The 16,427-nt window shown below is 67.2% G+C and carries 16 protein-coding genes; 8 read left to right on the forward strand and 8 right to left on the reverse strand.

Going from position 1 to position 16,427, the window contains the following annotated elements; translation table 11 throughout:
* Entirely contained in the window at positions 1-972 is a 972-nt protein-coding gene (locus ACLF6J_RS15450; RefSeq protein ID WP_131493985.1) for an electron transfer flavoprotein subunit alpha/FixB family protein, read from the reverse strand.
* Position 973: 1 nt separating this feature from the next.
* A complete protein-coding gene (locus ACLF6J_RS15455) occupies positions 974-1,750 on the reverse strand; it encodes an electron transfer flavoprotein subunit beta/FixA family protein (protein WP_134352298.1) in 777 nt (258 codons plus the stop codon).
* A gap of 176 nt (positions 1,751-1,926) precedes the next feature.
* Here ACLF6J_RS15455 and ACLF6J_RS15460 point away from each other — a divergent pair, with 176 nt between their 5' ends.
* From ACLF6J_RS15460 to ACLF6J_RS15470, 3 genes are read left to right on the forward strand one after another with little or no spacing between them, the layout of a single operon-like run.
* Positions 1,927-2,463, forward strand: coding sequence for a MarR family winged helix-turn-helix transcriptional regulator (locus ACLF6J_RS15460; protein WP_047522251.1), 537 nt, complete (start codon positions 1,927-1,929; stop codon positions 2,461-2,463).
* A 1-nt stretch (position 2,464) separates the two neighbouring features.
* Entirely contained in the window at positions 2,465-2,935 is a 471-nt protein-coding gene (locus ACLF6J_RS15465; RefSeq protein ID WP_134352299.1) for an SRPBCC family protein, read from the forward strand.
* A complete protein-coding gene (locus tag ACLF6J_RS15470) occupies positions 2,932-3,375 on the forward strand; it encodes a YdeI/OmpD-associated family protein (RefSeq protein ID WP_134352300.1) in 444 nt (147 codons plus the stop codon). Before ACLF6J_RS15465 ends, ACLF6J_RS15470 begins: the two co-directional genes overlap by 4 nt.
* Positions 3,376-3,471: 96 nt before the next feature.
* On the opposite strand, the gene ACLF6J_RS15475 is transcribed toward ACLF6J_RS15470, so the two are convergent.
* The 4 genes from ACLF6J_RS15475 to ACLF6J_RS15490 all read right to left on the reverse strand — a co-directional run bounded on the left by ACLF6J_RS15475 (position 3,472) and on the right by ACLF6J_RS15490 (position 7,989).
* Positions 3,472-4,248, reverse strand: coding sequence for an enoyl-CoA hydratase-related protein (locus tag ACLF6J_RS15475; protein ID WP_131493975.1), 777 nt, complete (start codon positions 4,246-4,248; stop codon positions 3,472-3,474).
* A 109-nt stretch (positions 4,249-4,357) separates the two neighbouring features.
* On the reverse strand, positions 4,358-5,245 hold the full coding sequence (mmsB, locus tag ACLF6J_RS15480; protein WP_134352301.1) for a 3-hydroxyisobutyrate dehydrogenase: 888 nt from the start codon (positions 5,243-5,245) through the stop codon (positions 4,358-4,360).
* Positions 5,242-6,447, reverse strand: a complete 1,206-nt coding sequence (locus ACLF6J_RS15485) for an acyl-CoA dehydrogenase family protein (RefSeq protein WP_134352302.1) — start codon at positions 6,445-6,447, stop codon at positions 5,242-5,244. The genes mmsB and ACLF6J_RS15485 overlap by 4 nt, the downstream gene beginning before the upstream one ends.
* 39 nt (positions 6,448-6,486) lie before the next feature.
* Entirely contained in the window at positions 6,487-7,989 is a 1,503-nt protein-coding gene (locus tag ACLF6J_RS15490) for a CoA-acylating methylmalonate-semialdehyde dehydrogenase (RefSeq protein ID WP_131493969.1), read from the reverse strand.
* A 475-nt stretch (positions 7,990-8,464) separates the two neighbouring features.
* On the opposite strand from ACLF6J_RS15490, the gene ACLF6J_RS15495 reads away from it, so the two are divergent.
* Positions 8,465-9,049: an antibiotic biosynthesis monooxygenase gene (locus tag ACLF6J_RS15495; RefSeq protein WP_134352303.1), complete on the forward strand. Its 585-nt coding sequence runs from the start codon at positions 8,465-8,467 to the stop codon at positions 9,047-9,049.
* A gap of 46 nt (positions 9,050-9,095) precedes the next feature.
* Here the strand turns inward: ACLF6J_RS15495 and ACLF6J_RS15500 are convergent, their stop codons facing one another.
* Complete coding sequence (locus ACLF6J_RS15500; RefSeq protein WP_134352304.1) at positions 9,096-10,607, reverse strand: alpha-N-arabinofuranosidase; 1,512 nt, start codon at positions 10,605-10,607, stop codon at positions 9,096-9,098.
* Positions 10,608-10,935: 328 nt separating this feature from the next.
* Here ACLF6J_RS15500 and ACLF6J_RS15505 point away from each other — a divergent pair, with 328 nt between their 5' ends.
* The 4 genes from ACLF6J_RS15505 (at position 10,936) to ACLF6J_RS15520 (ending at position 15,265) form a co-directional block, all read left to right on the forward strand.
* Entirely contained in the window at positions 10,936-11,835 is a 900-nt protein-coding gene (locus tag ACLF6J_RS15505) for a carbohydrate ABC transporter permease (protein WP_134352305.1), read from the forward strand.
* Positions 11,832-12,713 (forward strand): carbohydrate ABC transporter permease, encoded by an 882-nt coding sequence (locus ACLF6J_RS15510; protein ID WP_134352306.1) that lies wholly within the window; start codon positions 11,832-11,834, stop codon positions 12,711-12,713. Before ACLF6J_RS15505 ends, ACLF6J_RS15510 begins: the two co-directional genes overlap by 4 nt.
* Positions 12,714-12,757: 44 nt before the next feature.
* Positions 12,758-14,098, forward strand: coding sequence for an ABC transporter substrate-binding protein (locus tag ACLF6J_RS15515; RefSeq protein ID WP_244093518.1), 1,341 nt, complete (start codon positions 12,758-12,760; stop codon positions 14,096-14,098).
* 126 nt (positions 14,099-14,224) lie between these two features.
* Positions 14,225-15,265, forward strand: a complete 1,041-nt coding sequence (locus tag ACLF6J_RS15520) for a LacI family DNA-binding transcriptional regulator (RefSeq protein ID WP_244093519.1) — start codon at positions 14,225-14,227, stop codon at positions 15,263-15,265.
* 26 nt (positions 15,266-15,291) lie between these two features.
* Here the strand turns inward: ACLF6J_RS15520 and ACLF6J_RS15525 are convergent, their stop codons facing one another.
* Positions 15,292-16,425: a bifunctional 2-methylcitrate synthase/citrate synthase gene (locus ACLF6J_RS15525; protein ID WP_134352308.1), complete on the reverse strand. Its 1,134-nt coding sequence runs from the start codon at positions 16,423-16,425 to the stop codon at positions 15,292-15,294.
* Positions 16,426-16,427: the final 2 nt, after the last annotated feature.

Here is a 16,427-nt window from a genome sequence, read left to right on the forward strand (position 1 = left end):
TTAGTTCTTCCGCGCCTCGAGCGCCGCGATCACCTGGGGCACCACGGTGAACACGTCGCCGACGATGCCGAAGTCCGCGACCTCGAAGATCGGCGCCTCGGGGTCCTTGTTGATCGCGACGATGTTCTTCGACGTCTGCATGCCCGCACGGTGCTGGATCGCTCCGGATATGCCGAGAGCGACATACAGCTGCGGAGAGACCGAGACGCCCGTCTGTCCGACCTGGTGCGACTGAGGGATGTATCCGGCATCGACGGCGGCCCGGGAGGCACCGACCGCCGCTCCGAGCGCGTCGGCGAGCTCTTCGACGAGCACGAACTTCTCCTTGGAGGCGAGACCACGTCCGCCCGAGACGACACGGGTGGCGCCCCGCAGCTCAGGGCGGGAGGAGGCGACCTCGACCGCTTCGACCGGACCGGCCGTCGCGGCGACGACCCCGGACGGGGTGACATCGAGCACCTCGACCGAGTGCGACGGCACCGCCTCGGCACGCGCATCGACCGCGCCCTGACGCACCGTGATCACCGGGGTTCCGAATGTCGGAGCGGAGTCGACCAGATACGCGCCGCCGTAGACCGAGTGGTGCGCGACGACACCCTCCTCGTCGCGGGAGACACCGACCGCGTCGACCGACAGCGCGCTCTTCGTGCGCACCGCGAATCGTCCCGCCACGTCTCGACCGGAGATCGAGTTCGAGATGAGCACAGCATCGGGTCGCACCTGGGCTGCCGCGGCCTGCAAAGCGTCCACGATCGGGACCGTCAGCGCGGTGGGGTCTCCGTCGGCCGTCAGCACCACGGATGCTCCGGCCGCGGCGGCCTGATCGACCGCCGCAGGACTCCCGCCGACGATCAGGGCCACGGGCGTACCGACCGTCGACGCGGCACCGATCAGCGCGGCCGTGCTGGTCGCCACGTAGCCGGAGGGGTCGACGTCGACGAGGACGAGGATCGGGTTCTCGGAAGAAGTCATCTCACACCAACCTGTTCTGCACGAGGTAGTCGACGAGCTTGTCGGCGGCATCGCCTTCATCGGTGATCTTCACGCCGGCCGCGCGCGGAGGCTTCTCCGACACCGCGGTCATGATGGTTCGCGGCGCTGCGGACGGATCCGCCGAGACCTCGAGGTCGGCGAGCGAGAGCACCTCCAGCGGCTTCTTCTTCGCCGCCATGATGCCCTTGAAGTTGGGGAAGCGTGCGTCGGGGAGTGCCTCGGTGATCGAGATCACTGCGGGCAGCGACGCCGTGATCGGCTGACTGCCGGCATCCGCACCGCGGACCCCGGAGACGCCGTCGTCGGTGATCTCGACCGACGTGAGAGCGGTGGCCTGCGCGAACCCGAGGTGCTCGGCGAGCATGGCCGGGATGACACCGCCCGAGCCGTCGGTCGACAGGTTCCCGGTGATCACCAGGTCGGGGCTCCCGCGGCGGATCGCGGCGGCCAGCACTTCGGCGGTGAGGCCGAGATCGGCACCCACGAGTTCCTCATCGGCGACGTGCACGGCCGACGAGGCGCCGATCGCGAGCGCCCGACGCACGGAAGCGGTCGAGCCGGCCGGAGCCATCGAGAGGGCGACGACCTCGGTCCCGTCGTTCTTGTCGGCGTAACGGAGGGCGACCTCGAGAGCACGCTCGGTGATCTCGTCCAGGACGACATCTCCGGCGGCGCGATCAGCGAGCCCGGTCTCGAGATTCAGTTTGCGATCGCCATAGGTGTCGGGCACCTCTTTGACCAAGACGAAGATCTTCATCGATTGCTCCTCACGACACGCTGAGTCTATCCGCATGGGCCTCTATGTAGCCAAAAGCAGAGGAAACCACGGTCGGGACCCCAGAATTTCCCCGACAATGTATACATACCCCACACTCCGGCTGCGGTATCCCCCACGCTCCGTCCGCCGCACGCCGCCGCCGGTACCGTAGAGAGGTGACCCGACCCCGCCCGCTCCCCGTTGACCCGCTCGCCGAGGCCAAGCGGCAGTGGATCGCGCACGGGTGGACGGATGCCGCCGACGGCATGGCTGTCGTCACCTCGGTCATGCGGGCCCAACAGCTCCTGCTCGCCCGCGTCGATGCGGCGCTCAAGCCGTTCGCACTCAGCTTCGCCCGGTTCGAGGTGCTGCGTCTGCTCGCGTTCAGCCGCGCCGGACGCCTCCCCCTGTCGAGTGTCGTCGCTCGCCTTCAAGTGCACCCGACCACGGTCACGAGCACGGCGGAGCGACTGGTCCGCGATGGGCTCGTGGTGCGGGAGCCGCACCCGCACGACGGTCGGGCCGCGCTCCTCGCCCTCACGGATGCCGGGCGGGAACTGGTCGAACGCGCCACCCGGTCCCTGAACTCCGAGGTCTTCGTCGATCCCGGCATGAGCGGAGACGACGCCGCAGAACTCGTCGCGATCGTCGCGCGGCTCCGCAAGGCCGCGGGAGACTTCGCGGACCCTCGCCCGCATCCCGAGCCGCTCTGACATGCCCCGGTTCGTCCTCGAGACGCTCATCGCCGCACCACCCGCTGCCGTGTTCGCCGCGTCGCTGGACCCTGAGCTGCACGTCCGCTCGATGGCTCGACACGGCGAGTCGATGGTGGAGGCACCGGCGGGGGGATCGTTCACGGAGGGGTCGACCGTGACGTGGCGGGCACGTCATTTCGGCGTCCCGTTCCGGTTGCGTTCCGTCGTGTTCGACATCGATCCGCCCCACGGCTTCTCGGACCGGCAGATCGCCGGCCCGTTCGCAGCGTTCCTGCACGAGCACCGGTTCGCTGCGCATCCGTCCGGCACGCTCATGCGGGACACGGTGACGTTCCGGTCACCCTTCGGTCCGCTCGGCCGGATCGTCGACGCCCTGTTCCTCGGCGCGTACATGCGCCGCCTGATCAGCGAACGCAACACGATTCTGGCCGCCGAGATCGAGGACCCCGGGCGTACCCTGTCGGCATGAGCGAACTGCGTCTGCACACCATCCTCACCGGCCGCGGCCCCGCCGCGGCGATCCTGCTCACGGACGAGCAGGTCGCGTCGTTCGGTGCCGGGAAAGCCTTCCCGGTCGCCGTCACCATCGACGGACGCACCGCCCGCCTGCGACTGGCGCGGATGGGCGACGAGAACCTGATCGGGTTCAGCAAGGCCGTCCGCGCCGAACTCGGGGTGGAGATCGGGCAGGAGATCGATGCCGTGATCCGGGTGGATTCAGCTGAGCGCACCGTCGACATCCCCGCCGAGCTCGCTGCAGCCCTGGACGCCGACCCTGCCGTGCGCGCACGCTTCGACGCACTGTCGTACTCCGTACGCAAGGAGCACGCGCGGAGCGTGGCCGAGGCCAAACAGGATGCAACGCGCGAACGCCGGATCGCGAAGGTCCTCGACGCCCTCTCCGGCTGAGGGCGTTCACAACTCCTCAGGAATCTCCGACGAGCACCGCGCGGAGCGCCGTTTCCCGCGCGACGCACTCCTTTCTGAGGAGTTGCGAACAGGCACCTAGCGGTTCTGGAAGTCCGGCGACCGCTTCTCCCGGAACGCCGACATCCCTTCCTTCTGATCGGCGGTGTCGAACAGCGCCGCGAAGGCCTGCTTCTCGTGCGCGAGGCCGTCGGCCAGGGTCGTCTCCATCGCCGCATCCAGCGCGGCCTTCGCCGCATAGACGGACGGCAGCGACTTCGCGGCGATGGAGTCGGCGAGCGTCGCCGCCTCGGCGAGGAGCTCGGATGCTGGAACGACACGCGACACGAGACCTGCGCGCTCGGCTTCCTCCGCCCCCATGAAACGTCCGGAAAGCACCAGCTCGGCCGCCTTGTAGTAGCCGACCGCACGGATCAGGCGCTGCGTACCGCCCATCCCGGGGATGACGCCGAGGTTGATCTCCGGTTGGCCGAACTTCGCGTTGTCCGCGGCGAGGATGATGTCGCACATCATCGCGAGCTCGCAGCCACCGCCCAGGGCGAAGCCGGAGACCGCCGCGATCACGGGGGTGCGCACCGCGGCGAAGTCATGCCAGACGCCGAAGTGGTCGGTCTCGAGCATCTCCGCCGCGGACATGCTCTCCATCTCCTTGATGTCGGCGCCGGCCGCGAACGCCTTCTCGGACCCGGTCACCACGATGGCGCCGACAGCGTCGTCCGTGTCGAAGGCGACGGCGGCCGCGGTGACCTCCTCCGCGAGTCGGCTGTTCAACGCGTTCAGCGCGCCGGGTCGGTTCAGGGTGATCCACCCCACTCGTCCGCGCTGCTCGACCAGGATCGTCTCGTATTCGGTCATGTCGCCCTCTCCGTCGGATCTCTTTCAGCATTCACCCTGGCCTTCGAATCGCGCAAATGACTCCATCCGCACCGCGAAGAGAACCATTTGCGCGATTCGAACGCAGTGCTCACACGCGATCGTCGCGAATATCCGTGATGATGCCCGAGAAGTCCCGGGTCGCACCGTCACCGGCGGCGAAGGCGGCATAGAGCTCCTGCGCCAGACGGCCCATCTTGGCGTCGGTCGATGTCTGTTCGATCGCCTGCAGCGCGAGGCCGAGGTCCTTCGCCATCAGCGCCCCGGCGAAGCCCGGCTGATAGTCGCGGTTGGCCGGACTCGTGGGAACCGGGCCGGGAACGGGGCAGTTCGTCGTGACCGACCAGCACTGCCCGGATGCCTGCGACACGACGTCGAACAGCGCTTGGTGCTCGAGGCCCAGTCGCTCCCCCAGCACGAACGCCTCGGCCACCGCGATCTGCGAGACCGCGAGCACCATGTTGTTGCAGACCTTCGCCGCCTGGCCGAGCCCGGGCCCGCCGCAGTGCACGATCCGCGCGCCCATGACCTCCAGCAGCGGCAGCGCTGCGGCGAAGTCCTCGTCCGAGCCACCGACCATGAAGGCGAGCGTGCCGTTCTCGGCACCCACCACACCTCCCGAGACCGGGGCATCGATGTTGCGGTGCCCCGCGGCGAGCGCGAGCGCGTGGGCCGCCCTCGCCTCATCGACGGCGATCGTGGACGACTCGATGAAGAGAGTACCCGGACGCGCAGCGGCGAGCAGTTCGGTGCGATACGCCTCGATCACGTGCTTTCCGGCGGGGAACATCGTGATGACGACGTCCGCCTCGGCCACCGCATCCGCTCCACTCGCCGCAACCGGGATCCCCGCCGCCTGCGCCGTCTCGACGGCGGCGGGCACCAGGTCGAAGCCGTGCACCTCATGACCGGCGGCGACGAGGTTCCTGGCCATGGGGAGCCCCATGTGCCCGAGGCCGAGGAAGGCCACGCGAGTCATGACCCGCTCCGCATCTGGTCTCCGCCGCCGCGCTGGAGGGAGGCGGAACCCGCAGGTCGCAGCATCTCGCGACCGACGATGAGCCGCATGATCTCGTTGGTCCCTTCCAGGATCTGATGCACGCGCAGGTCACGGACCACCTTCTCGATGCCGTAGTCCTGCAGATACCCGTAGCCGCCGTGGAGCTGCAGTGCCCGGTTCGCGACGTCGAATCCGGCATCGGTCGCGAAGCGCTTGGCCATCGCACAGCGCATCGTCGCGTCGGGTGCATGCTCATCGACCGCCTGCGCGCCGTCGCGCACCATGAGGCGTGCGGCGTGCAGGTCGGTGCGCATGTCGGCGATCGCGAACAGGATCGACTGCTTCTCGGCAAGCGGCTCTCCGAAGGCCATCCTCTCGTGCACGTACTGCACGGCCTTGTCGAGCGCCCATTGCGCGCCGCCCAGCGAACAGGCCGCGATGTTGAGCCGACCTCCGTTGAGGGCCGACATCGCGATGGCGAACCCACGCCCTTCGTCGCCGAGCATGGCGGAGGCCGGAACCCGCACGCCGTCGAGGATCACCTGGCGGGTCGGCTGCGCATGCCAGCCCATCTTCTTCTCCGGCGCCCCGAAGCTCAACGCCTCGGCGTCGCCCGGCACCAGGAACGCGCTGATCCCCCGCGCGCCCGGCTCTCCGGTGCGCGCCATGACGACGTAGACGGCGGCCTCGCCCGCGCCCGAGATGAACTGCTTGACGCCGGTGAGTACGAAGTCGTCGCCGTCTCGGACCGCGCTCGTCGCGATGTTCGCGGCGTCCGATCCCGCGCCCGGCTCCGTCAGGCAGTACCCGCCGAACTCGGACATCGAGGTGAGCGCCGGCAGCCACTGCCCACGCTGCGCATCGTCGCCGTACGTGTCGATCATCCACACGACCATGTTGTGGATGGAGATGTAGGCCGCGACCGCAGGATCGCCCTTCGCGAGCTCCTCGAAGATCGCGACGGTGTCGAGGCGGCTGAGGCCGGTGCCGCCGAACTCCTCGTCCACGTAGATGCCGCCGAGGCCGAGCTCACCGGCACGGTTCAGCGATTCGCGGGGGAACAGGTGCTTCTCGTCGCGCTCCGCGGCGTGCGGGGCGAGCTCGGTCTCCGCGAACTCGCGGACGGCGCCGATGATCGCCTCGCGCTCTTCGGCGGTGGTGGTGACGGTGGTCATGGTCATCGTGGTTCCTTGTGGGAGTTTCGTGCCGGACGGTGCGGATCAGTGCATGGTGGGGATGACGAAGCTGGCGCCGTCGCGGATGCCCGCCGCAGGCCAGCGGCTCGTCACCGTCTTGGTCTTCGTGTAGAACCGGAAGGCGTCGGTGCCGTGCTGGTTGAGGTCGCCGAACCCGCTGCGCTTCCAGCCGCCGAACGTGTAGTACGCGATCGGCACCGGGATCGGCACGTTCACGCCGACCATCCCGACCTCGACGCGGGCGGCGAAGTCGCGTGCGGCGTCACCGTCGCGCGTGAAGATCGCGACGCCGTTGCCGTACTCGTGCTCCGAGGCCATGCGCAGCGCTTCTTCGTAGTCGGCAGCACGGGCGATCACGAGCACCGGGCCGAAGATCTCTTCCCGATAGATCGCCATCTCGGTCGTGACGTGGTCGAACAGGGTCGGTCCGAGGTAGAACCCCTCTTCGTGACCGGGAACGGTGAAGCCGCGGCCGTCGGCGAGGAGGGTCGCTCCTTCGTCGACGCCCTGCTGGATGTATCCCTCGACCCGTTCCACCGCCGCGCGGGTGACCAGCGGCCCGTAGTCGACGTCCGCCGCGAGAGAGGGCCCGACCCGCAGCTGGGCGACACGTTCGGTGAGTTTGGCGGCGAGAGCATCGGCCGTCTCCTGTCCCACCGGAACGGCCACCGAGATCGCCATGCAGCGCTCTCCGGCCGAACCGTAGCCCGCACCGATGAGCGCATCCACCGCCTGGTCGAGGTCGGCGTCCGGCATCACGATCATGTGGTTCTTGGCGCCGCCGAAGCACTGCGCCCGCTTGCCGTGAGCCGTCGCGGTGCCGTAGATGTACTCGGCGATCGGTGTGGACCCGACGAACCCGACGGCCCGGATGCGGTCATCGGTGAGCAGCGCGTCGACCGCCTCCTTGTCACCGTGCACGACGTTGAGCACCCCGGCGGGAAGTCCCGCTTCGAGGAAGAGCTCGGCGAGGCGCACCGGCACCGAGGGATCGCGCTCGCTGGGCTTGAGCACGACGGCGTTCCCCGCCGCGAGCGCGGGCCCCGCTTTCCACAGCGGGATCATCGCGGGGAAGTTGAAAGGAGTGATCGCGGCGACCACGCCCAGGGGCTGCCGCATCGAGTAGACGTCGATTCCGGTCCCCGCGCCCGTGGAGTACTCGCCCTTGAGCAGGTGCGGAGCCCCGGCCGAGAACTCGATGACTTCGAGACCGCGCTGGATGTCGCCCTTGGCATCGTCGACCGTCTTGCCGTGTTCGCTCGCGAGGAGCTCGGCGAGCGGCGTCATCTCGCGCTGCACCAGGTCGAGGAAGCGCAGCAGCACCCGCGCACGCTTCTGCGGGTTGGTCGCGGCCCAGGCGACCTGGGCCTCCTCGGCGTTGGCGATCACCCGGCGGACCTCCTCGGCCGACGCCAGCGGCACCCGCGCCTGCACGGCACCGGTGCTCGGATCGAACACATCGGCGAAGCGACCGGAGTCGGGAGTGAGAAGCGATCCGCCTACAAAGTGGGCGATGGTACGAGTCATTGTGTGACATCCCTCCGTGCCGTCATTGGCACATTGAGGAGTTTACTCTGGCCTCCGGAGATTTACTAGGACGTCCTAGCATTTTGTCCCGCGTGGGTCTTCTCATCCGTCGGGGTTGTTCGCACCGCGTTCACCGGCCGGCCATCTCCCCCGGGTACAACTGCAGATGCGCGGACAGAGACTCAGACCGGATCGGGTGTCACGTCTACCGCGCGCACGGTGAGCACTCTCGCTCCCGTCGCGGCTCCCACGCCGCGAGACCCCCGCCGAATCGGGTCGGCGGGGGTCCTCTTCGTGGACGCGGCATCCCTGGGGCGTTTCGAATCCCGCAGCCGGTCGAAAAACACCTCAGAATCCGACCGGGTGCGCGATTCGAACGCCGCGAGAATCCACCTAGAATCGACCGTGCGCTGCCACCCTGGCGCATCCGCTTCGACGCCCCGACCCCGGGCGTCCGTTCTCCGAGGACCGCATCATGTCCGAGCCCGTCACCGTGTCCATCCGCCGCGAGGTCGACCCCGGCCGCATCACCGAGGCGACCGCCTGGGTGCAGACGGGGGTGAACCTCGCGACGAAGTATCCGGGCTTCCTCGGCTCCGGCTGGGTGCGCGCCGGCGAGGACTCGCAGGTGTGGCACATGCTCTACCGCTTCGCGAGCGAGGAGTCGCTGGTCGCGTGGGAGCAGTCGGCCGAACGCACCTGGTGGCTGTCGATGGGCGAGGGCTTCGTGCGGAGCGAGCGTTCGAAACGGCGCACCGGCATCGAGGGCTGGTTCGACGAGCCGACCACCGGGACCATCACGCTCCCGTCCTCCGAGGGCGGCACCGCCACGGTCACCGTCGCGCCCGCGCCTCCGCGGTGGAAACAGGCGACCTCGATCTGGCTGGGCTTCTTCCCGGTCAACCTGGCCTTCACCTACGCCCTGAGTCCCGTTCCCGGCTGGGACGGTCTCCCGATCTGGCTGAGGGTGCTCGTGACGACCCTCGTGCTGACCCCCATCATGGCCTACTGGGTGCTGCCCTTCGTGACCCGGTCCCTGCGGAGCTGGCTCACACGCTGACGAGACCCCTGCGCACTCGGAACGCGATCACCCCGGGCCGGCGAGCTCAGCCGAGAGCGATGGCGGACCAGGACACGGGCGGCAGAGTCACTGTGAGCAGTCCTCCTTCGAGGGCGACCGTGTCGTTGTCGCGGACGGTGACGCGCTCCGGGTCGGCGAGCGTGTTCACGGCGTACACGTCGTCATCGCTCAGGGTGTGCGCCTCGCACACCCCGACGTCGCCAAGTCCGGCGATGTCCACGGTGACCGTGATCGCCTCCGTCGTGCTCCGATTCACCAGGAAGACGGCAGAGCGCCCGGTCTCGGAGTCGTGTGTCGCCACCGCGTCGACGAGTGGCACTTCGCCGTACAGTGCGGTGCGGTAGGAGGGCGCGTCGAGCTTGAGCTCGAGCGCGTCCCCCTGGGCCAGGCGCGACGTGATCGAGAAGGGGTAGAACGTGGTCTGCCTCCACGCGGGCCCGCCCGGCTCGGTCATGATGGGCGCGATCACATTCACCAGCTGCGCCAGCGACGCGCTCGTGACCCGATCGGCATGCTTGATCAGCGAGATGAGGAGGTTGCCGAAGACGACCGCGTCGACGACCGAGTACACGTTCTCCAGCAGACGCGGAGCGATCGGCCAGTTGTCGATGCCGGAGATCTTGTCCACGTCGCGGAACCGGTCGAGGTACCAGACGTTCCACTCGTCGAAGGAGAGTTCGATCTTCTTCGTGCTGCCCCGTACGGCCCCGACGTGATCAGCCGTCGCCACCACCGACTCGATGAAGCGATCCATATCGACGGCGGACGCGAGGAACGAGTCGAGGTCTCCGCCCTTCTCCTCGTAGTAGGCGTGGCAGGAGATGTAGTCGACGTCGTCGTAGGTGTGCCCGAGCACGACGCGCTCCCATTCGCCGAACGTGGGCATGTGCCGGCTCGATGACCCGCAGACGACGAGCGTGACATCGGGGTCCATCTGTCGCATGGCCTTGGCCGCCTGTGAGGCGACCTTGCCGTAGTCGTCCGCAGAGCGATGGCCGAGCTGCCACGGACCGTCCATCTCGTTGCCCAGGCACCACATCTCGACACCGAACGGCTCGTCGCGCCCGTTCTCTCGACGCCGCTCACTCAACGCCGTCCCTCCTCGGATGTTCGCGTACTCGAGAAGATCCAGTGCCTCCAGCGTTCCCCGGGTGCCGAGGTTGACCGCCATCATGAGGTCGCTGCCCACCTTGTCGAGCCACGAGGCGAACTCATGGAGCCCGACCTCGTTCGTCTCGGTCGAGTGCCAGGCGAGGTCGAGGCGCCGGGGCCGCTGTTCACGAGGGCCGACCGAGTCTTCCCATCGGAACCCCGAAACGAAGTTGCCGCCGGGATAGCGGATGGTCGAGACGCCGAGTTCTCGGACGAGGTCGATGACATCACGGCGGAACCCCTCCGCATCCGCGGCCTCATGCCCGGGTTCGTAGATTCCGTCGTAGACGTGGCGGCCGAGATGTTCGACGAAGCCGCCGAACAGTCGACGCTGAATGCGCCCGGTGACGAAGTGCGGGTCGATGGTCAGATGGGCCGATGGCATGGGTGCTCTTCCGAGTGAGGACGTGTGCGTCACCAATATACAACGTTGTAAATCTGTCGGCAGGAGCATAACCTGTTCAGCGAAGACAGGTGGAGGCGGAGCAAACGACCCAGTTCATGGAGCATCGACATCTCCGCGCCACCCGAAGCTCCGGCGAGAAACGCCACCCAGGCATGAGTTCGAGGAAGAAAGCTGCCATGACTGATCGAGAACCAGCCCGACGCCCCCACGGCCTCACGAGCACGCATCGCCCGCACGGTGTCGCGCCGCACTGTCAGCCCGTTTACATCGTTGTGAATTCCGGAACGCTGAGAAGGGGTCGCGGCGCATGAAGAAGCTGCTCTACAACCAGCGTCTCGCTCCCTACCTGTTCATCCTGCCCTTCGTGCTCACGGTGCTCGTGTTCTGGCTGGTTCCCGTCGGCCGATCGGTGACGATGAGCTTCCAGGAGGTGCTCTACGGTCAGGCCACGTTCATCGGTACGGAGAACTACGAGCGGCTCTGGCGCGACCAGGTGTTCTGGAAGGCCATGTTCAACAGCATCCGCTACACGCTCCTCACCCTGGTCATCCTCGTCCCGATCCCGATGGTGCTGGCGGCGATCATCAACTCCCGACTGGGCAACAGCCGCATCAAGGACTTCTTCAAGTCCTCGCTCTTCATCCCCGCTCTGACGTCCGTCGTGGTCGCCGGCATCATCTTCCGACTGATGTTCTCCGAGACCGACTCGGGTCTGATGAACCAGGTCGTCGAGTTCTTCGGCTTCGGGCCCGTCCGCTGGCTGCGCGAAGACCTCACCGGTCTCACGGCACTGCTCCTCCTGGCGCTGTGGAGATGGGCCGGCGTGAACACGATGTACTTCCTCGCCGGCATGCAGGCGATCCCGACCGAGTACTACGAGGCGGCGTCGATCGACGGTGCGACCAAGGTCCAGCAGTTCTTCAACGTCACCCTGCCGGGGCTGAAGCCCACCATCGTCTACGTCACCACGATCAGCGTGTACGGCGGTCTGGCCATGTTCCTCGAGAGCTTCATGCTCTACGCCGGCAACAACTCACCGAACAACCAGGGCCTGACGATCGTCGGCTACCTCTATCGCAAGGGCATCCAGGACAATGACCTCGGCTTCGCCTCCGCCGTGGGCGTCGTGCTCCTCGTGCTGGTCCTCGCGATCAATCTCACTCAGCTCATCGCCACGGGCACGTTGAAGAAGGAGTCGGCTCGATGATGTACCAGACCTCCGCGACGCCGCCTCCCACCCGCACACGACCACGGATGTCGCGTCGTACGGCGGGGATGATACGGAGCGGATTCCTGATCCTCATCGCTCTCGTCTCGCTCGTCCCGGTGCTCGCGATCGTCTTCGGAACCTTTCAGGACGGCAACGACGTCATCCGCAACGGGATCTCGTTCTCGACCGACTGGTCGACACTGAGCTTCGACAACTACGTGATGCTCTTCACCGACTCCGGCCTGTACTTCCAATGGTTCTGGAACAGTCTCGTGCTCACGGTCGTGCAATTGGTGGGCACTCTCCTCGTGAGCTCGTTCGTCGCCTACGGGTTCGCGATGTACGAGTTCCGCGGCAAGAGCCTCGGCTTCATCCTCGTGATCATCCTCATGACGATCCCGTTCGAGATGCTCATGCTGCCGCTGTACGTCCAGGTGAACGACATGCGCGCCACGGACCAGTACTGGATCGTCGTCCTCCCGTTCCTCGCCCAGGCGGTCACGATCTTCTTCTTCCGGCAGTACTTCCTCGGCATCCCGAAGGAGATCCTCGAGGCCGGTCGCATGGATGGAGTGTCGGAGTTCGGCATCTTCTTCCGTCTGGTGGCACCGATCGCCAAACCGGCGTTCGCGGCGATGGCGATCCTCAACAGCATGATCATCTGGAACAACTTCCTCTGGCCGCTGCTGGTTCTGCGCTCGCCGGACAAGTTCATCCTGCCCATCGGCCTGAACACGCTGCTCACGCCGTACGGCAACAACTACGAACTGCTGATCATCGGCTCGTTCTTCTCCCTGATCCCCCTCCTCATCCTCTTCCTCGCGTTCCAACGGTTCTTCGTGCAGGGCATGACCGCCGGCGCGGTCAAGGGCTGACACCGAACCTTCCTCTCCCCCGTATCCCCCACACAGTCAGGAGTATGACCATGCGATTCCGAAGGATTCTGACCGCGGCGACCGTGGCAGCAGTGACGGTCGGCGCTCTGTCCGCCTGCGCGAGCGGCACCCCGCAGGACGACGGCGCGAACGCCGACGGCACCACCACACTGGACATGTGGGTCTTCGCCGAGCTCCACGGCCAGGTCTACGAGCAGATGGCCGAGAGCTGGAACAAGGAGAACCCCGACAAGGCCATCGACCTGAACATCACCGTCTACCCCTACCAGGACATGCACGACAAGCTCCTGCTCGCCGTGAACTCCGGGGAGGGCCTCCCCGACCTGGCCGACATCGAGGTGGGCAAATTCGCGAACTTCGTCAAGGGCGACAACCCGCCGTTGGCGGATCTGACGGAGGTCGCCGCGCCCTACACCGACGACATCGTGCAGGCCCGGCTCGACCTCTACAGCAGGAACGGCAAGATCTACGGCTTCCCGACCCACGTCGGCGCCTTCGTGAGCTTCTACAACACCGAACTCCTCGAGAGCGCCGGGATCGACTACACGACGATCGAGACCTGGGACGACTTCGCCGCCGCCGGCACCGAGTACTCCGCGGCGACCGGGAAGGCGTTCGGCGTCGCCAGCACGAGCATCTTCTTCACCGAGCCGCTCGCGATCGCACAGAACGGCGGGCAGCTCTTTACCGAGGACGGGCGGGGGGACGTCGACGTGAACAGCCCCGAGGTCGTCGACACGATGGAGATGTTCCAGGACATGAAGGAGTCGGGAGCGATCTCGACGATCCCCGGTGGCAGCCCGGACAGCGAGGAGGCCTTCGGCGCCATCAACGACGGCGACTACGCCGCCGTCGTCTATCCCGCGTGGTACACCTCGCGTTTCGTCGACTACATGCCGGATCTCGCGGGGAAGATCGCGATCGCTCCCGCTCCGCAGATCGAGGGCTCCGAGGTGCTGACCATCGGTGGCGGTGGCACCGGCACCGCCGTGATGGCCGGCAGCGGGAAGAAGGAGATCGCCAGCGAGTTCGCGGCCTACAGCAAGCTGTCGCTCGAAGCGAACGTGAAGGTGTGGGAGGAGCTGGGCTTCGATCCCGTGAACATGTCGGTCTGGGAAGACGAGAAGGTCACGAAGAACCCGGACAACAAGTTCAACCAGTACTTCCAGACGAACCTGTTCGACGTGCTGAACTCGGTGAAGGACGGGATCGGTCACTTCGAGTCGTTCTCCAACGCGTCCCTTCCCACGGTCGACAACCAGTTCCGCACGGTCACGCTCAACGAGATCTACGAGAACGGCACGCCCGCGGACGAGGCTCTCGATCAGGCGCAGACCGACCTTCAGAACGAGCTCGGTCAGTAGCAGCCGACGATTCGGGTGCGGGCGGGAGAGCATTCCTCTCCCGCCCGCACTCTGCGCACGACGTTAGAGTGAGGGGAGCGCGCTGGCGTGACACACGGCGATTGGTGAGGCCCGATGGATCCGACGATGCACGACGTCGCGCGCCTCGCCGGAGTCTCCATCAAGACCGTCTCGAACGTCATCAACGACTACCCCCACGTGAGCGCGCAGACCCGCGAACGTGTGCAGACGGCCATCGATGAACTCGGCTACCGGCCGAACCTGTCGGCACGCGGCCTCCGCTCCGGCCGCACGGGTGTCATCGGCCTCGCCGTTCCCGCTCTGAGCGAGAACTACTTCGCCGAGCTGGCGGATGCGGTCATCCGTGCCGCCGACGACCGAGGGCTCGGTGTCGTCGTCGAGCAGACCAGCGGCGACAGGGCCCGCGAACTGCAGGTGATCACCGGCGGGCGTCTGCGTCTCACCGACGGACTGCTGTTCAGCCCCGTGGCACTGGGGCAGCCCGATGCCGATGCTCTGGACACGGGCTTCCCCCTCGTCCTCCTCGGTGAGCGCATCTTCGACGGCCCGACAGACCACGTCGCCATGCACAACACCTCCGCGGCCCGAGCTGCGGTGGAGCATCTCCTCGACATCGGGCGCCGGCGCATCGCCCTCGTCGGCGCAGAGGAGGAAGAGACGCCTGGCACCAGCTCGGCGAAGCTGCGACTCGCCGGCTATCGGGAGGCGTTCCGTGACGCCGGCTTCGAGGTCGACCCACGGCTCATCCGCACGAGCGCGCACTGGAGTCGCAGCGGAGGTCTCCTGGCGATCCGCGAGCTGATCAGCGAAGGGGTGGCGTTCGACGGGGTCTTCGCCCTCAACGACGCCCTCGGCCTGGGGGCCCTCCGCGCGCTGGGCGAGGCGGGGTTGCGCGTCCCCGAGGACGTCGCGGTGATCGGGTTCGACGACATCGACGAGGCCAAGTTCTCGATCCCCTCCATGTCCAGTGTCGACGCCGGGCGCACACAGATCGCGGTGGCAGCCGTGGACCTGCTCATCGAGCGCATCGAGGAGAAGGGGGGTCGTCGCTCCCCGCGCACGGTGAAGCCGGGGTTCCGCATCGTCAGACGCGAGTCGACGGGCTTCCCCGGGCGCACCGCTCACCCCGATCCCGCCCCCCTCTGAGTTCGAATCGCGGGCGGGGAGGTGGGTCAGCCCTCGACGTGGCGCTCGTCCGGGCCGTCGTAGTGGGACAGCGGACGGATCAGCGCGTTCGATCCCGCCTGCTCGATCACGTGCGCGGTCCAGCCCGTCACTCGCGCCGCGACGAACAGCGGCGTGAAGGTGAGCGTGTCGAAACCGATCAGGTTGTAGGCAGGGCCCGACGGATAGTCGAGGTTCGGATAGATGCCCTTGCGCGCCACGAACTCCGACTCGAGGGTGTCGTACAGCTCGGCCACGTCGGCGCGATCGTAGTGCTCCACGAGGGTGTCGAGCGCCGCCTTCATGGTCGGCACCCGGGAATCACCCTTCTTGTAGACCCGATGCCCGAAGCCCATGATCTTGCGCTTCTCGGCGAGCGCCTTGTCGAGCCACGGCACGACATTGTCTGCGGTGCCGATGTCGTCGAAGATGTGCAGGACCGCTTCGTTGGCGCCACCGTGCAGCGGGCCCTTGAGCGCGCCGATGGCCCCGACGACCGCGGAGTAGATGTCGCTCAGGGTCGAGGTGATCACGCGTGCGGTGAACGTCGAGGCGTTGAAGGAGTGCTCCGCGTACAGGATCATCGAGCGGTTGAACGCATCCACGACGACGTCGTCCGCTTCCTCGCCGAACGTCATCCAGAGGAAGTTCGCGGAGTAGTCGAGGTCATCGCGGGGGGCGATGAGCTCCTGGCCACGACGACGACGCTGCCCGTAGGCGACGATCGCCGGGAGCGCGGCGAAAAGGCGGATGCTGCGCTCGAGGTTCTGCTCGGGGCTGCCCCCGGCGTCGAGCACCGAGCCGCCGGCGCCCGGGTCGGACGCACCGATCAGGCTCACCGCGGTGCGCACCTCGTCCATCGGGTGCGCGTCGAGCGGGACCAGGTCGATCGCGGCCCTGACGTTGTCGGCGAGCGCGCGGTGTCTGCGCTCCTCCACGCGGAACGCCGCCAGCTCCTCGGGCGTCGGCAGTTCGCCGTTCCAGAGCAGGTAGGCGACCGCTTCGAACGGCTGCGTGTCCGCGAGCTCCTGCACCGGATAGCCGCGGTACAGCAGACTGTTCGTCTCGGGATTGACCTTCGAGATCGCGGTCGTGTCGACGACGACCCCCGCGAGGCCCTTCTTGATGTCCGGCTCGGTCATGG

Origin of the sequence: Microbacterium sp. IO18, assembly GCF_049099505.1 — a bacterium.
GTDB classification, from domain to species: Bacteria; Actinomycetota; Actinomycetes; order Actinomycetales; family Microbacteriaceae; genus Microbacterium; species Microbacterium aurugineum.

Bases quoted from the DNA above. Each gene is read 5' to 3' on its own strand.
- ACLF6J_RS15510 (WP_134352306.1), top strand. From the start codon at position 11,832: ATGATGTACCAGACCTCCGCGACGCCGCCTCCCACCCGCACACGACCA.
- ACLF6J_RS15450 (WP_131493985.1), bottom strand. From the start codon at position 972: ATGACTTCTTCCGAGAACCCGATCCTCGTCCTCGTCGACGTCGACCCC.
- ACLF6J_RS15475 (WP_131493975.1), bottom strand. From the start codon at position 4,248: ATGACCGAATACGAGACGATCCTGGTCGAGCAGCGCGGACGAGTGGGG.
- ACLF6J_RS15490 (WP_131493969.1), bottom strand. From the start codon at position 7,989: ATGACTCGTACCATCGCCCACTTTGTAGGCGGATCGCTTCTCACTCCC.
- ACLF6J_RS15525 (WP_134352308.1), bottom strand. From the start codon at position 16,425: ATGACCGAGCCGGACATCAAGAAGGGCCTCGCGGGGGTCGTCGTCGAC.
- mmsB (WP_134352301.1), bottom strand. From the start codon at position 5,245: ATGACTCGCGTGGCCTTCCTCGGCCTCGGGCACATGGGGCTCCCCATG.
- ACLF6J_RS15515 (WP_244093518.1), top strand. From the start codon at position 12,758: ATGACCATGCGATTCCGAAGGATTCTGACCGCGGCGACCGTGGCAGCA.
- ACLF6J_RS15470 (WP_134352300.1), top strand. From the start codon at position 2,932: ATGAGCGAACTGCGTCTGCACACCATCCTCACCGGCCGCGGCCCCGCC.
- ACLF6J_RS15495 (WP_134352303.1), top strand. From the start codon at position 8,465: ATGTCCGAGCCCGTCACCGTGTCCATCCGCCGCGAGGTCGACCCCGGC.
- ACLF6J_RS15465 (WP_134352299.1), top strand. From the start codon at position 2,465: ATGCCCCGGTTCGTCCTCGAGACGCTCATCGCCGCACCACCCGCTGCC.
- ACLF6J_RS15520 (WP_244093519.1), top strand. From the start codon at position 14,225: ATGCACGACGTCGCGCGCCTCGCCGGAGTCTCCATCAAGACCGTCTCG.
- ACLF6J_RS15485 (WP_134352302.1), bottom strand. From the start codon at position 6,447: ATGACCATGACCACCGTCACCACCACCGCCGAAGAGCGCGAGGCGATC.
- ACLF6J_RS15455 (WP_134352298.1), bottom strand. From the start codon at position 1,750: ATGAAGATCTTCGTCTTGGTCAAAGAGGTGCCCGACACCTATGGCGAT.
- ACLF6J_RS15500 (WP_134352304.1), bottom strand. From the start codon at position 10,607: ATGCCATCGGCCCATCTGACCATCGACCCGCACTTCGTCACCGGGCGC.
- ACLF6J_RS15505 (WP_134352305.1), top strand. From the start codon at position 10,936: ATGAAGAAGCTGCTCTACAACCAGCGTCTCGCTCCCTACCTGTTCATC.